This is a genomic window from Psychrobacter sp. ENNN9_III (assembly GCF_001462175.1).
Taxonomy (GTDB): Bacteria; Pseudomonadota; Gammaproteobacteria; order Pseudomonadales; family Moraxellaceae; genus Psychrobacter.
In genome coordinates this window covers 1-14,773 of the sequence record NZ_LNUO01000009.1, presented here as the reverse complement: position 1 = coordinate 14,773, position 14,773 = coordinate 1, and the positions used below count along the sequence as shown (strand labels likewise).

Genomic DNA, 14,773 nt, shown 5'->3' with positions numbered 1-14,773 from the left:
ACTGCTGAACTCGCAGCAGTTTTTCATATTAGTTTTTCATTGAATTAATGCTTATTAAACATACTAGATGTTAGGGATAATGAGATAAATACCTACTCTTAGCTATTTATTTTTGGTGTCGTCTTGAGTTGCGTTACCACCAAGCTCATTGTCGTCTAAAGGAGCAGTCGTTGCTTCTGCTAAGCTATCTGGAATATTATCTTCGCTAGGATTGATGTCTTCTGCAAGTTTCTCAATTTTCTGTTCTTGTTTGTCCATATTTTGCTTTGATTTATTCATGATATCTCCCTTAAACCATTTAATAATAATGAGTACTAACCATCGCTTGGTTAATACTCATGGTGCAGAATTCATTTAACAACGCTATATTGAGCTACAAAAAGCTCTAGTTATCATCTTTAGCATTTTCTAAGTTATCTGCAATACGATCTGCTGCAGCTTCAGTATCCTCAGTATGATTGTCTTCAGTTTGGCTCTTAAGTGCTGCAGTTGCTGACTCAGAACGTTGTTGTTCAATTTTGGTATCGTTTGGATTAGGATTGGCCATAATAGTTTCCTTAGTTAATGTAATTTTAGTTTTAAACAAAAATGCTTACTGTCTATTTTCTAAAGTAGTTAATCGATTAAGATAATGCTTTATCAATAGCTTCAACGAAGTTATCAATGTCATCTGGATTACGAGAAGTAATTAAATTACCATCTACTTGTACCGTTTCATCGATAAAATTTGCACCAGCATTTTCTAAATCTGTTTGCAATGAATGATAAGCGGTTAGGTTTTTTCCCTTTGCGATGCCAGTATTAATAAGTACCCAAGGCGCATGGCAAATGACTGCTAATGGCTTTCCTGCCTCATACACAGCATTGATAATACTGTGAGCTTCTTTATTGCCGCGGATAGTATCCGCGTTTACAGTCCCACCTGGCAGCACTAAAGCATCGTATTCATCAGCTTTTGCCTCATTGGCGAAAATATCAGCAGTAAAAGTATCGCCTTTATTGACGTCCTGATTCATGGCTTGAACTTCTTTATCTTTGTTAGTTGTAATCAAGATCGTTTTATAACCTTTCTCTTTTAATTGGTTATTGACGTCTTCATACTCAGCTTGCTCAAAATTGTTATGTAGTAAAAAAGCGATGGTTTTCATACTATTCCTTATCTTGATAATTGTGAGTTTATACAAGCGAATTGGCTATTAACCATAATTTCCTAACTATTTATTATTATTAAATACTTGTTATTATTGGCTGTCTGCTAATTTTAATCAGCTCTGACGCTTTACTAGTACAACGTTTCCTGTTGAAAATATTTTTTATTATGTTCCTTGTAAAAAGCGTCTTCTATCGTCCTTTTTTATTATTGGTTTGAATTTTTATTGTTATCCTTCAGTTTATAATTTTAATTATTAAGCCGTCTCACTTTCCCTAGCTGACTTAATCAATGTACAAAAAAAACAGGCTTCACCATAGGCGAAACCTGCAATAAAATGTGACGATATGTGATTAGTGTAAACTGTTAGTAAGTCATTCAATGATTATCTATGAAGTACTTTAGAAAAGTAACATTAACGTTGAATTAACTTCTTTGGCTGCAAGCGCCCATTGAGGCTAACAGCGCCTAAACCCAAGAATTGACCTTGCTCATTTATTAAACGAATATCTATCGGTATTTCATGCTCTGGTATTTGCGTATTGCCAGAGCCATTAGATTCCTCGTGAGTAACTTTATCGCTATTAAATGATAGCTTGTTACTAACTTTGTCTAAAATATAACCCCTAAGCTCATCCGTCAATTGTGCAAATACGTTTAAGCGTTGACCCATATGAATGCGTTTACATTGCTCAGCTGTCAACATCAGCGTCATATTTATATCGATGCACGCATCCACTGGCATCAACTGTGTTTGGCGACTATCCAACGCTTGTGCTTCTAGTGCCGGTAAGGTAACTGCATTAACAATATCAAACTTGCCAACTTTTAAGCGCCGCAGTGCTGACAGATGTCCTAATGTCCCCATTGCCTTAGCGATATCTTCACCAAGTACGCGTACGTAAGTGCCTTTGGTACAAGTAACTATCAACTGTATTTTTTCATTATCAAGCGCTTTTAAATCAATAGTCTTGATTTCAATGTCTCTTGGTGAACGCTCTACTTCGATACCAGCTCGTGCATATTCATAAAGTTTTTTGCCATCTTTTTTTAGCGCAGAATACATCGGTGGTATTTGCTGCTGAGCGCCCAAAAACTGCTGTGCGATTTTCCCTAACTCTGCCTCATCAAACTTTGGCACAGGCATTGTCTTAACAATCTGGCCCTCTGCATCACCAGTATCAGTCTGACTACCAAGTAAAATAGTCGCTTGATAAGTTTTATCCGCATCCAATTGATAGTGGCTAAATTTTGTGGCTTCACCTAAACAGACAGGTAACAAACCAGTTGCCATGGGATCAAGCGTACCAGTATGACCCGCTTTTTTACTATTATGGTTTGGTGATTTAAAAAGATATTTTACTTTTGATACCACTTGCTGTGATGTCATGCCATAAGGCTTATCGATTAAGATAACCCCTGAGACTTTTACCTTATCAGTTTGCTTAGGTGGAATAGACATAATATTGGCTTACTCGTCATTCTCGTTTTGTTCAGTTTTACTGACGGCTTGATTAATCAAGTCCATCATGTAATTGCCACGCGCAGTTACTTCATCATAATGAAAACGCAAACGTGGCGTAGTACGCGTTTTTAAACTATGGCTAAGCTCAGTACGTAAAAAACCTGCCGCTTTATTAAGAACTTCTATGCTTTGCTCATGATTGGTTTTAGTCATGGCGTCGTTGAGCTCAGGCTCCATAATAGTGACGTAGACATCAGCATAACCCAAGTCTGGACTTACTTTGACACTAGAGATAGTCACAAAACCTGTCAGACGTGGATCATTAACCTCATCCCGAATAAGCACTGCAAGCTCACGCTGTATCTGATCTGATAAGCGTTGTAGACGTTGATTCATTTTATTATCCTATTTTAAAACTAATTTAGTGACGGCTTTTAGGAGCAGAAATATACGATAAAAAAGGCCTACCAGGATAATCCTGTTAGACCTAAATACATCATTATATCAATACTCTAAGATTTACTGAATGAAAATGCAATACGATTAAATTGTACGTTCAAACTGTTGAATTTCAAAGACTTCAATCTTATCGCCAGCTTCGACATCGTAACCACGAACTGCAAGGCCACATTCCATACCAGTACGTACTTCATTAACGTCTTCTTTGTAACGACGTAGTGACTGTAATTGTCCAGTGAAGATGACCTTATCATCACGTAATACGCGAATTGGCTTATTACGATAAATAGTCCCTTCAACCACCATACAACCAGCAGCAGCACCGAATTTGCTAGAACGGAATACTTCACGAACTTCAGCAATACCAAGAATCTTCTCGCGATGTTCAGGAGCAAGCAATCCACTCATTGCAGCTTTTACATCATCAATCAAGCCATAGATAACGCTGTAATAACGAATATCCATATTAGCCGTATCAGCTTTACGGCGTGCTGTTGCATCTGCACGAACGTTGAAGCCTAATAATACAGCTTCACTTGACTCTGCAAGTGTGACATCAGACTCAGAGATTGGACCAACCCCTGAACTAATCACTCTAACTTTGACTTCATCAGTTGAAAGCTCATTTAAAGCAGCAAGCAAGGCTTCGAGTGAACCACGAACATCAGTCTTTAGTACAATATTTAAGAATGACACATCGCCTTGTTCCATCTGATCGAACATGCTTTCTAAACGCATGGCATTTTGACGTTCAAGTTGACGCTCACGCTCACGATTGGTTCTAAAGTCTGCTACTTCACGTGCTTTTTTCTCATCGGTCACGACTAAGAATTCACTACCAGCTGCTGGAGTTTCAGGTAAGCCCAAGATTTCGACCGGTATAGACGGACCAGCTGACTTGATACGCTGACCGCGCTCATCTGTCATCGCGCGGACTTTACCATAGTGCTCGCCAGCTAACACTAAATCACCTTGCTTAAGTGTCCCTTTTTTGACCAATACACTAACAACAGGACCACGACCTTTTTCAAGTTTTGATTCAATGACCACACCTTGGGCAGCACCGTCTAGTGGCGCTTCTAGCTCCATTAGTTCAGCTTGTAAGCTAATATATTCTAGAAGATCATCGATACCTTCACCTGTCTTAGCTGAAATACGTGCCATTGGTGTATCACCGCCCCAATCTTCTGAGACAACTTCTTTTGTAGTTAACTCATTAAGGACGCGATCAGGATCTGCACCTGGCTTATCCATTTTATTGATGGCTACGATCAAAGGTGTACCAGCAGCGCGTGCGTGGTCGATTGCTTCTTCCGTTTGCGGCATCATACCATCGTCAGCTGCTACAACTAAGACTACGATATCAGTAGCTTGAGCACCGCGAGAACGCATGGCACTAAATGCGGCATGGCCTGGAGTATCAAGGAAGGTGATAACGCCGCGATCAGTTTCTACGTGATAGGCACCGATATGTTGAGTAATACCGCCTGCTTCACCTGTGGCAACTTTTGTTTCGCGAATCTTATCAAGTAATGATGTCTTACCGTGGTCAACGTGACCCATGATAGTGACTACTGGTGGACGCGCTTGTATGTTACTACTACGCTCGTCAACAGCATCATGAAGATCATCTTCAACTTTGGTATCACTAACGGGCACTGGGTTGTGCCCCATCTCTTCAACGATCAGACTGGCTGTTGCTTGGTCAATCGTATCTGACTCTCGTGCCATCTCACCCATTTTCATAAGGAGTTTCGTGACTTCGCGAGCTTTAACCGCCATGCGTTGAGCCAAATCTGCAACAGTAATATGTTCACTAATCTCTACATCATAAACAATCTTTTCGACAGGCTTTTCAAACTTATGTTGCGCAGCTTGAGAAGATCGTAAACCGTTTTTAGTGTTTTTGATTTCACGTTCACTTTGATTTTTGCGACGGCGACCACGAGTACCTGTACTGTTTGCTCCTCGTTTGATCTCACGACGCTCTTTTTCAAAAGACTCTTCTAATGCGTCTCCAACCAAACCTTCAGCCAGTGGCTCGTCCTTGCGAACTTCAGTCACAGGCTCACGATCAGTATACTTACCAGCCATCTTACGCATTTGCTCGAGTGTACGTTTTTGTGCTTCTTCAGCTTGTACGCGACGAGTTTCGCTCTCAATTTGACGCAGACGTTCTTCTTCTTTCTCACGTGCTTCGCGAACTTTACGTTCAGCAGCTGTTTCAGTTTTTGGCTTGGTAGCAGCGACCTTTTTCTTCTCTTTCTCTTTTTCTTTAGGTTTGACTTCAACGCTAGCTTTACCACCTTTTTTGACTACGACTGAAGTAGAAACTTCTTCGTTTTTACCGTCAGAGCTTTTACTCGAACCCAGACTCGCTCGCATAGCAGCTAGGGTAGCTGCTTGACGCTCTTCTGCTTTTTTCTTAGACGCCTCGCGTTCTTCTGCCTCTTTAGCAGCACGTGCTTGTGCTTCAATCATTGCTTGTTCACGTGCAGCCAATTCTTCCGCCATTTTTTCTGGGTTTGGCTTATCGAACACTTTCTTTTTACGTACTTCAACGTTGATGCTCTTAGATTTACCCGAAGAACCAGTCACGCGCGCAGTACTGGTCGTCTTAGATTTAAGACTAATACGACGCTTCTCTTGCTGCCCATGACTTTGTTTTAAGTACGTCACCAATTTTTCTTGCTCAAGTTCGGTGACTGAGTCATCCTCCCCGCGAGCAGGTAGCCCAGCATCCTGTAGTTGCTGTTGTACAGCACCAACGGTTTTGCCTACCATTTCTGCCAGTTCTTTGACGGTCTTATCTGCCATTTATTATCACCTACTGTCTATTATTTGCTATTTGTTCAATTCAGTTGTTGGCTACAAATGATTGCGTTTTGACCAATATAGATAATATTTAACATAACTAATTATTATATAAGCATACTAAATACTAATCTTTTATCAGCCTTTCATTATTAATAGCATACCACCAAAAGACAGCGATATGCAGTTAACACCTATTCATCGAACCAAGATTCCCGAGCCTTCATGATAAGCTTACCTGCTGTTTCAGCATCTAAGCCTTCAATATCTTCTAAGTCAAAAACTGCTTGTTCAGCCAGATCGTCAACGGTAATGATGTCTTTTTGGGCCATTTTGTAAGCCCAGCTGACCGTCATACCTTCAAGATCTTGCAGCTCTTGACTTGGCTCTTTCATGTTTTGTTGTTTAAATAATTCATCTGCAATGACTACTTCTTTAGCACGTTCTTGAATCATGTCAATTGCTTCATCGTCTAACCCTTCAATATCGTAGAAAGTCTCGACTGGTACATACGCTACTTCTTCAATACTGGTAAAGCCTATATCAACCAAAGCTTGAGCAAGGTCTTGATCCACTTCTAAACGCTCATAGAACAATTCAATAAATGCTTTACTTTCGTTTTCCTGACGCTGTTGATACTCTGCTTCTAGCATCATGTTTAACTTATAACCAGTCAATTCTGAGGCCAAACGTACGTTTTGTCCTTGTGAACCGATGGCACGTGCAAGCTGATCATTGGTACTAAAGATAATATCTGCTGTTTGGGTGTCTTCATCTAAGATGATACTACTAACATCGGCAGGCTCAAGCGCACTAATAATGTATTGGGCAGGATCATCGGACCATACCACGACATCAATACGTTCTCCATCAAGCTCTTGCTGTACTGCCTGAATACGTGTGCCACGCATACCAATACAAGCACCCACTGGATCAATACGATGATCATTGGTTTTAACAGATATTTTAGCACGAGTACCTGGCAGACGAGCGACATTACGAATTTCGATAATTTGCTCAGCAATCTCAGGTACTTCTTTTTGCATCAACGCTGAAAGCATCTCAGGATGCGTACGCGACAATAATAGCTGTGCACCACGGTTTTCACGATTCACATGATACAAAATAGCATTGATGCGAGCTTTAACACGTAACTGCTCACGTGGCAACATATGATCACGCGCTAAATACCCTTCTGCATTGTCGCCCAAATCGATAATATAGCCGTCACGCGTCTGCTTTTTAACTTCGCCATACATCATTTCACCAATACGTGGCTCAAAAGCATCTGCTACTAACGCACGCTCAGCTTCACGAATTTTTTGGATAATAACCTGCTTTGCTTGAGTAGCTGCAATACGTCCAAATTCGATCGACTCAATCTGCTCTTCTTTTACATCTCCGATTGACCACTCTTCTTGATCAAGGTCAGTAATAGCAAGCTGACAAGCTGGCATTTCATGATCTTCGTCTGCAACCACAGTCCAATAACGATAAGTATCATAATCACCAGTGGTACGATCAATAGCCACTCGTACTGCCACTTCTGGCTGTTCGGTATATACTTTTTTCTTAGTCGATACTACTAAAGCGTCTTCTATAGCTTCAAATATATCTTCAGGGTTTAGGCCTTTTTCATTACTGACGGTTTCGACTACCGTTAAGATTTCACGACTCATGCTATACCAGTCCTATACTTACTTAAATTTTATAATTTGTGTATTGGCGTTATGTTGCTAAAGTAAACCATACGTTATTTAACGTTTTGAACAATCTATGATTATTAGGCGCAGTTATCAACAGTGATATTTAAATTTTGCTGCAACACTAAATATCTTCAAAAACAAGATTCGCTTTATCAATATTACTAAAAGCAATTTCAAACTGTTCGTTATCAGTAGCAGTAAGATTCAATGAGGTCGTACCCATACTATCTAAGTTACCTGTTACTTTTCGTCGTTTTTTGTCACCTTGTCCTATCGCTTGGATCAAACGTAAGCTAACTGTTTGACCAATGTAGTCTCGCATTTGCTCTTCTGAGAAGAACGCACGATCAAACCCAGGCGATGACACTTCTAAAATATACTCACCAGCAATAGGATCATGTACTTCAAGAATACCACTCACTTGATGATTAACTGCTGCACAGTCCTCAATAGTTACCTGTTTATCTTGTGCTTGCTCTTCTGGTAATGACTCAATATAAATACGTAATAATGAGCGACGTCCTTGTGGTACAAACTCTACGCCCCACAAAGCCACATCACATGCTGCTACTGCAGGAGCGATAATATTGGTCAATTCTTCAACTTTGGTAGAAAGTTTCATAATTCGTTTATAGTTTCCTATTTGCTTGTGTACAGAGCTTAAGCGTCTTTTTGTATATTTTATGAAGAACGTCTAAGAATTACACTATAATCGTTGTATCTTTTATTATCTAAAATGCATAGCTTTGTACAGTGAATCTAAACACTGTATTGTCTTATATTTATAGAGCAATACAAATTATAGACGTTAGTGTAAGACTCTGCATTCTAATAGAATACATGCAGCCAGATTATCACTGAGAGAGTATGAAATAAAAGGTATTAGCGCTTATAAATCGCGGCACAATTAACCGATATTACCTTACTCTATAAGGATAGAGCTTAGCATAAGTAGGATAAATACCGAGATAACACAGACTCTCAGATACAAAAAAACCCACAAACATAATGGTGGGCTTATTGCAACTGACAATTTAGTGTACAAAAATCAGTATTGAAAGTGGTAGCGGGGGCTGGATTTGAACCAACGACCTTCGGGTTATGAGCCCGACGAGCTACCAGACTGCTCCACCCCGCATCAATTTAGAATGCACATTATAGGTAAGTTTTATAGACCTGTCAATCTTTATTTAAAATAATTATAAAATAAAAATCTCATCTCTATAATAATAGTCAACTTACATACCACGTGCTGTAAAAAAGTTGGTGCGATTGGGGGGACTTGAACCCCCACAGCTTGCGCTACCACCCCCTCAAGATGGCGTGTCTACCAATTCCACCACAATCGCTTATCGTTGTTTGTAACGACAACTTCTTTTACTTCTCTATTTTTAGCCAGCTTACTCTTAATGCCATGAGGATAGTAATCGCGAGTAAATATCGCTGTGTAAAAACAGACGAGCATTGTAAAACTAACCCAAAGAAATAGCAAGGCCGACTATAAAAAACTTGCCTACGACTACTCATTGCAAGCCAAGTTTTCATAAATCAACTTATTATTCAGGATTTTGTGTCAAGGGACGCGGCGTTTGCGGAGCTGAGACCGGAGCATCTAGACGAAATTGATCTTCAGCCTGTTCACGCGCATTTACAGCAAGAATCATACTGGTTATGAAGAAAATAACAGTCAGTACTGCAGTAGCACGCGTCAAAAAGTTTGCCGTGCCTGCTGCACCAAAAACCGTGCCAGAAGAGCCAGCACCAAAAGAGGCTCCAGCGTCTGCCCCTTTGCCATGCTGTATCAAAATCAAGCCAATCATGGCAATCGCCACGATGATATGCAGGGCTAATATAAACGTAAACATGGTGGCCTCTTTTGCCGACGAATAACGAAAGTTAACTCTTACTATTTAGTACTAAAATCATAGCACCATAATAAGATGCAACTGTAATAAGAATAAATAAGGCGCATTGTACACGATTGCAAGGGCACTGTTAAACCCACTTTTAATGACTGATAAAAGCTTTCTGCCTAATACATAATCTGAGTAAATAAACTTAGTAGCTAATTATTATAAAGTCTCTTTATTTTTAGCTTGCTCAAAAGCATGAGCAATCGCCAAAAAGCTATCTGCTTTTAATGATGCACCGCCAACCAATGCACCGTCTATCATAGGACTGGCTGCAAAGCTATCAGCATTATCTGTGTTAACGCTACCGCCGTATAAAACCATCATCGCAGGTAGCGTCGTATCAAAACTGGCGACTGTCTCTTTAATATGCTGATGAGTAGCTTCTACTTCCATCACTGTAGGAACCTTGCCTGTGCCAATCGCCCAAACGGGTTCATAAGCGATAATCAAACGCTCCGCTAATCTCTGCACAAGCTCAGGCGCTTGTTCCTTACTCTTGATAAGTAAGTCCTTTATTACGGCTAACTGATCGTCTAATACACTAAAAGTTTGCTTATTATCGTACTGAGTTTGAGTTTCGCCAATACAGTACACCACACCCAAGCCTTGCGTAAACGCATGACTTAATTTGTCTAACAGTGTCTCATGAGACTCTTGATGATATTGACGGCGCTCAGAGTGCCCTAGTATCGTCCATGTCGCGCCTGCATCAACGACTTGCTGCGCTGAGCAATCACCAGTATATGCTCCACTACTATCACTAAGCGCACTGATATCTTGGGCAGCAGTCAGTATAGAGGTATTTTGCAAGCGTGCGCTCACACTTGCTAGATGTATGCAGCTAGGCGCTACCATCAACTGACAAACATTACTGGTATTGTCATCAGCAACAGCCGTCAATAATGTGTCTAATAGTGCATCAACGTCTTTAGTCGTTGCTGGATTTTGTTTCCAGTTTCCAATTACCCAAGCTTGCATGGCTTATCTACCTTCTATCATTTGTCGTTGTCAATATGGCTGATATGCGCGTAAGTATAGCAAAAATTTCTTTGATGCTGTTATAAGTGTCGTTATCGTGCCACAACCTACAACTTCTAATCCTCATATAAGCTCTTTTATTCTTTATGGACTAAATTGCAAACTGTCATGTTTCTTGCATATATACATTAACAGTCTATTAAACCAACGTATAAGTCACGACTTATAAGCTTGCTTTGCTTATTAATATCAAATCAGAAAATCAAATAACTTTAAGACTAAAACTTATATATTTGCCATATATGCAGTATTAAGGAGAGAGGTTAATGTCTACTACATTTGGCGGTTTAGCACAGCAGCTAACTCATGCAGGTATCGTGAGCGAAGCAAACATGCAAACTGCACAGACTGAATCAAAGCAGCAGCAACTCAGTCTTGTATCGTATTTAGTAGAGCATAATATGGCCAATGCCTATCAGCTTGCTCAACTGATGTCACAGTCTTTTGGCGATCCGCTGTTTGATCTTAATGTACTCAGTGACGATGTTATCCCAAAAGATTTGGTAGACGAAAAGATTGTACGTAAGTTTAATGCGCTGCCCATCTTTAATCGCGGTCAGCGTCTATTCGTGGCTTTAAGCGACCCTACTCGTATTGATGCTATAGATGCTATCGCCTTTAACTCCCGTCTATCAGTTGAGACAGTGGTAGTCGAAGAAGACAAGCTCAAAAAACGTATCGATAGTGTATATGCAGACACTATGCAAAGTTTTGACAGCTTTGCTGATAGCGACTTAAGCGTCGACTTTGAAGATACTGAGGAAGGTGACAGCGGTGAAACCACGCTTACCGACGGTGTGGATGAAGCCCCTGTTGTGAAGTTTGTGAATAAAATGCTGGTAGATGCAATTCGTATGGGAGCATCTGATTTACATTTTGAGCCTTATGAGAAGTCTTATCGCGTGCGCTTTCGCGTCGATGGTGTGATGGAGAAAGTAGCAAATCCGCCCATACAACTAGCAGGAAAGATTGCAGCTCGTCTCAAAGTCATGTCACAAATGGACATATCTGAGCGGCGCATACCACAAGATGGCCGTATTAAGCTTAAACTGTCAAAAAATAAGGCGATTGATTTTCGAGTGAACTCGTTGCCTACCCTATTTGGTGAAAAGGTCGTGCTACGTATTTTAGATCCTTCAGCAGCAAAGCTTGGCATCGATGCTTTAGGCTATGAGCCTGATCAAAAAGAGATGTTTTTAGAAGCGGCTAGCCTGATCAAAAAGAGATGTTTTTAGAAGCGCTTCACAAACCGCAAGGTATGCTACTGATTACTGGCCCTACAGGCTCTGGTAAAACGGTATCGTTATATACGGGTCTCAATATTTTAAATACTGGAGCAACCAACATTTCTACAGCAGAAGATCCTGTTGAAATTAATCTTGAGGGTATTAATCAGGTTAATGTCAATTCAAAAGTAGGTCTGACATTCTCTAATGCTCTAAAGTCGTTTTTGCGTCAAGATCCAGACATCGTCATGGTTGGTGAGATTCGTGATCTTGAGACGGCTGAAATTGCCATTAAAGCGGCGCAGACTGGCCATATGGTGCTCTCAACGCTCCATACCAATTCAGCGCCTGAAACCTTGACTCGATTACGGAATATGGGTGTTGCGTCTTTTAACATTGCCACCTCTGTCAACTTAGTTATTGCTCAGCGCCTGGCACGACGTTTATGCAAAAACTGTAAGACCGCTCTTAACGTACCAAGACAAAGTTTACTTGAGCTTGGCTTTACTGATGCTGACTTAGATGATCCAAACAACAATATTTATGAGCCTGTTGGTTGTAATGAGTGCCGCGAAGGCTACAAAGGCCGTGTTGGTATTTATGAAGTCATGAAAGTCGACTCAAATATCTCACGTATCATTATGGAGGATGGTAATGCAATTGATATTAAAGACGCTGCACTCAAAAACGGTTTTCGTGATTTGCGTCGTTCAGGCATTATAAAAGTACTTCAAGGTGTCACTAGCATACAAGAGATGATGCGAGTTACTTCTGAATAATAGTAAGTCAGCGCTGACCAAGGTGTAGGACTTAAAAGCGATTAAATAACCATCTAAAAACTTTTATTGAATAACGCTGATTAAAACATATAGATTACGAAAAACTTGAGGGTAAAGACATGGCAAAAGCTAAGACTGACATGCTATTAGACTTTGTCTATGATGGAGTCAATCGGCGTGGACAAAAAATCAAAGGTGAAACCACAGGTCGCAGTTTAGAGATTGCAAAGGCGACGCTGCGTAAACAAGGTATCACAGTCAAAACAATCAAGAAAAAACCTAAGCCCCTGTTCACGGTAAAAAAAGCCATTAAGCCTATTGATATTGCTATTTTTGCGCGTCAACTAGCTACTATGATGAAAGCTGGCGTCCCCTTGACTCAATCGTTTGAGATTGTCGCTGACTCGTTAGACAATCCGAGCATGAAAGAGCTGGTCCTACAAATCAAAACGGACATTGAAGCTGGCGGTACCTTTGCCTCTGCGCTACGCAGGCATCCACGCTATTTTGACGATCTATTTTGCTCTCTTGTAGACTCTGGTGAGCAATCAGGCGCACTTGAGACTATGCTTGAACGTGTCGCCACTTACAAAGAAAAAAGCGAGCTACTTAAGGCTAAAATCAAAAAAGCCATGAAGTATCCTATCGCTGTTAATCGTGGTTGCTATAATCGTCACTATCATCCTACTGATTAAAGTGGTTCCTGTTTTCTCGGGGCTATTTGAATCTTTTGGTGCAGAGCTACCTGCTTTCACGCAAATGGTTGTCGGTATGTCAGACTGGATGCAAGCTTGGTGGTTTATTCTTATTATTGCCATTGGCGGTAGTATCGTTAGCTTCACCGAAGCTAAAAAACGCTCTAAAAAGTTCCGCGATTTTCTTGACCGTGCGACTTTAAAGGCACCTATATTTGGCAATATTGCTTATCAAGCTGTTATCGCCCGATTCGCGCGCACGCTGTCTACTACCTTTGCTGCTGGTGTACCTTTAATCGATGCTTTAGACTCTACCGCAGGCGCCGCTAACAATGTGGTTTTTTATGATGCCATTCAACAGATTAAAAATGATGTTTCAACTGGTCAACAATTGCAGTTTTCGATACGCACGACTAACCTGTTCCCAAGCCTAGCGATTCAAATGGTCGGTATTGGTGAAGAATCAGGCAGCTTAGAAGAGATGCTTGACAAGGTAGCAGTGTATTATGAAAACGAAGTTGATAACGCTGTTGAGGGTTTGACCAGCTTGATGGAGCCATTAATCATGGCGGTGCTAGGGGTTTTAGTAGGTGGTTTGGTCATTGCCATGTACTTACCAATCTTCCAGATGGGTTCAGTAGTAGGGTAGCAAATTGATGCAATTGTTAGAATTATTACAAAGTAATATGACCTTGGCGCTCATTGTATTTGCAGTATTAGGGCTATGTATAGGCAGTTTTTTGAATGTAGTGATTCATCGTATACCGCTTATGATGATTTATAGCTGGCGACAAGAATGCAGTCAGTTTATGTCTCAGCAAGTAGATATGCCACATGAGCACACTAAAGCGATAACGGATATTACGACGAGAGATACGCCAATTACTTTGAGTAGACCGGCATCACGCTGCCCTCATTGTGCGCATCAAATAAAATGGTATGAGAATATACCCTTAATAAGTTGGCTTGTACTACGTGGTCGTTGCTCTGATTGTAGCGCAGCGATTGGTATACGCTATCCTATCGTAGAGCTAGTCACTGCGTTACTATCAGCATTGGTTATTTATCAATTTGGCGTCACAGCTGCTGGATTGTCTGCTCTTATCTTGGTATGGACATTGATTGCCTTAACCGGTATCGATTTTGATACGCAGCTGCTACCTGATCGACTGACTTTTCCATTAGCAGGATTAGGATTAGCAGTAAATTCTCAAAGCTGGTTTGTCTCCCCTACCCAATCGATTTGGGGATTGCTGCTAGGATTTTTGTCGTTATGGATAGTGGTCAAGGTGTTTTATCTCATCACCAAAAAACACGGTATGGGACAAGGTGATTTTAAGCTACTAGCGGTATTAGGGGCTTGGCTTGGACCTATGATGCTGCCATTTATCATTCTTCTATCTTCTTTACTAGGCTCAATTGTCGGTATCATTTTGATGAAAAGGCATGGGGAGAGTCAGCCTTTTGCTTTTGGACCTTATATCGCGATCGCTGGTATCATTGCCCTCCTTTATGGCTCTGACATCGT

Annotated in this window: 11 protein-coding genes, 2 tRNA genes and 2 pseudogenes; 3 read left to right on the top strand and 12 right to left on the bottom strand. The window is 40.7% G+C overall.

What is annotated here, in order from left to right; genetic code table 11:
* Positions 1 to 102: 102 nt before the first annotated feature.
* The 12 genes from PENNN9_RS12760 to tpiA form a co-directional block, all read right to left on the bottom strand.
* Positions 103 to 279, bottom strand: coding sequence for a hypothetical protein (locus tag PENNN9_RS12760; RefSeq protein ID WP_178379368.1), 177 nt, complete (start codon positions 277 to 279; stop codon positions 103 to 105).
* 106 nt (positions 280 to 385) lie between these two features.
* Entirely contained in the window at positions 386 to 547 is a 162-nt protein-coding gene (locus PENNN9_RS12630; protein WP_156410048.1) for a hypothetical protein, read from the bottom strand.
* 76 nt (positions 548 to 623) lie between these two features.
* Positions 624 to 1,148 carry a type 1 glutamine amidotransferase domain-containing protein gene (locus PENNN9_RS00685; protein WP_058367857.1) on the bottom strand — a complete coding sequence of 175 codons (525 nt, stop codon included), beginning with the start codon at positions 1,146 to 1,148 and terminating at the stop codon, positions 624 to 626.
* A gap of 417 nt (positions 1,149 to 1,565) precedes the next feature.
* Complete coding sequence (gene truB, locus PENNN9_RS00680) at positions 1,566 to 2,612, bottom strand: tRNA pseudouridine(55) synthase TruB (RefSeq protein ID WP_058367856.1); 1,047 nt, start codon at positions 2,610 to 2,612, stop codon at positions 1,566 to 1,568.
* 9 nt (positions 2,613 to 2,621) lie between these two features.
* Positions 2,622 to 3,011: a ribosome-binding factor A gene (locus PENNN9_RS00675; protein ID WP_058367855.1), complete on the bottom strand. Its 390-nt coding sequence runs from the start codon at positions 3,009 to 3,011 to the stop codon at positions 2,622 to 2,624.
* 147 nt (positions 3,012 to 3,158) lie between these two features.
* The gene (gene infB, locus PENNN9_RS00670; RefSeq protein ID WP_058367854.1) at positions 3,159 to 5,891 is read right to left on the bottom strand and encodes a translation initiation factor IF-2; all 2,733 of its coding nucleotides are present in this window, start codon (positions 5,889 to 5,891) and stop codon (positions 3,159 to 3,161) included.
* Between the two features lie 191 nt (positions 5,892 to 6,082).
* Positions 6,083 to 7,567, bottom strand: a complete 1,485-nt coding sequence (gene nusA, locus PENNN9_RS00665) for a transcription termination factor NusA (RefSeq protein WP_058367853.1) — start codon at positions 7,565 to 7,567, stop codon at positions 6,083 to 6,085.
* A gap of 148 nt (positions 7,568 to 7,715) precedes the next feature.
* Positions 7,716 to 8,216 (bottom strand): ribosome maturation factor RimP, encoded by a 501-nt coding sequence (gene rimP / locus PENNN9_RS00660; RefSeq protein WP_058367852.1) that lies wholly within the window; start codon positions 8,214 to 8,216, stop codon positions 7,716 to 7,718.
* A 439-nt stretch (positions 8,217 to 8,655) separates the two neighbouring features.
* Positions 8,656 to 8,732: transfer RNA gene (locus PENNN9_RS00655), tRNA-Met, on the bottom strand.
* Between the two features lie 126 nt (positions 8,733 to 8,858).
* Positions 8,859 to 8,943: transfer RNA gene (locus tag PENNN9_RS00650), tRNA-Leu, on the bottom strand.
* A gap of 207 nt (positions 8,944 to 9,150) precedes the next feature.
* Positions 9,151 to 9,459 carry a preprotein translocase subunit SecG gene (gene secG, locus PENNN9_RS00645; RefSeq protein WP_058367851.1) on the bottom strand — a complete coding sequence of 103 codons (309 nt, stop codon included), beginning with the start codon at positions 9,457 to 9,459 and terminating at the stop codon, positions 9,151 to 9,153.
* Positions 9,460 to 9,666: 207 nt separating this feature from the next.
* On the bottom strand, positions 9,667 to 10,485 hold the full coding sequence (gene tpiA / locus PENNN9_RS00640) for a triose-phosphate isomerase (protein WP_058367850.1): 819 nt from the start codon (positions 10,483 to 10,485) through the stop codon (positions 9,667 to 9,669).
* 326 nt (positions 10,486 to 10,811) lie between these two features.
* Here tpiA and pilB point away from each other — a divergent pair.
* The 3 genes and pseudogenes from pilB to PENNN9_RS00625 all read left to right on the top strand — a co-directional run.
* A pseudogene (pilB, locus tag PENNN9_RS00635) lies at positions 10,812 to 12,550 on the top strand (type IV-A pilus assembly ATPase PilB).
* Positions 12,551 to 12,669: 119 nt separating this feature from the next.
* Positions 12,670 to 13,894, top strand: a pseudogene (locus tag PENNN9_RS00630) (type II secretion system F family protein).
* A gap of 7 nt (positions 13,895 to 13,901) precedes the next feature.
* On the top strand, positions 13,902 to 14,773 hold an 872-nt coding region (locus tag PENNN9_RS00625; protein WP_058367849.1), incomplete at its 3' end, for a prepilin peptidase.

Bases quoted from the DNA above. Each gene is read 5' to 3' on its own strand.
- PENNN9_RS12760 (WP_178379368.1), bottom strand. From the start codon at position 279: ATGAATAAATCAAAGCAAAATATGGACAAACAAGAACAGAAAATTGAG.
- PENNN9_RS12630 (WP_156410048.1), bottom strand. From the start codon at position 547: ATGGCCAATCCTAATCCAAACGATACCAAAATTGAACAACAACGTTCT.
- PENNN9_RS00685 (WP_058367857.1), bottom strand. From the start codon at position 1,148: ATGAAAACCATCGCTTTTTTACTACATAACAATTTTGAGCAAGCTGAG.
- truB (WP_058367856.1), bottom strand. From the start codon at position 2,612: ATGTCTATTCCACCTAAGCAAACTGATAAGGTAAAAGTCTCAGGGGTT.
- PENNN9_RS00675 (WP_058367855.1), bottom strand. From the start codon at position 3,011: ATGAATCAACGTCTACAACGCTTATCAGATCAGATACAGCGTGAGCTT.
- infB (WP_058367854.1), bottom strand. From the start codon at position 5,891: ATGGCAGATAAGACCGTCAAAGAACTGGCAGAAATGGTAGGCAAAACC.
- nusA (WP_058367853.1), bottom strand. From the start codon at position 7,567: ATGAGTCGTGAAATCTTAACGGTAGTCGAAACCGTCAGTAATGAAAAA.
- rimP (WP_058367852.1), bottom strand. From the start codon at position 8,216: ATGAAACTTTCTACCAAAGTTGAAGAATTGACCAATATTATCGCTCCT.
- secG (WP_058367851.1), bottom strand. From the start codon at position 9,459: ATGTTTACGTTTATATTAGCCCTGCATATCATCGTGGCGATTGCCATG.
- tpiA (WP_058367850.1), bottom strand. From the start codon at position 10,485: ATGCAAGCTTGGGTAATTGGAAACTGGAAACAAAATCCAGCAACGACT.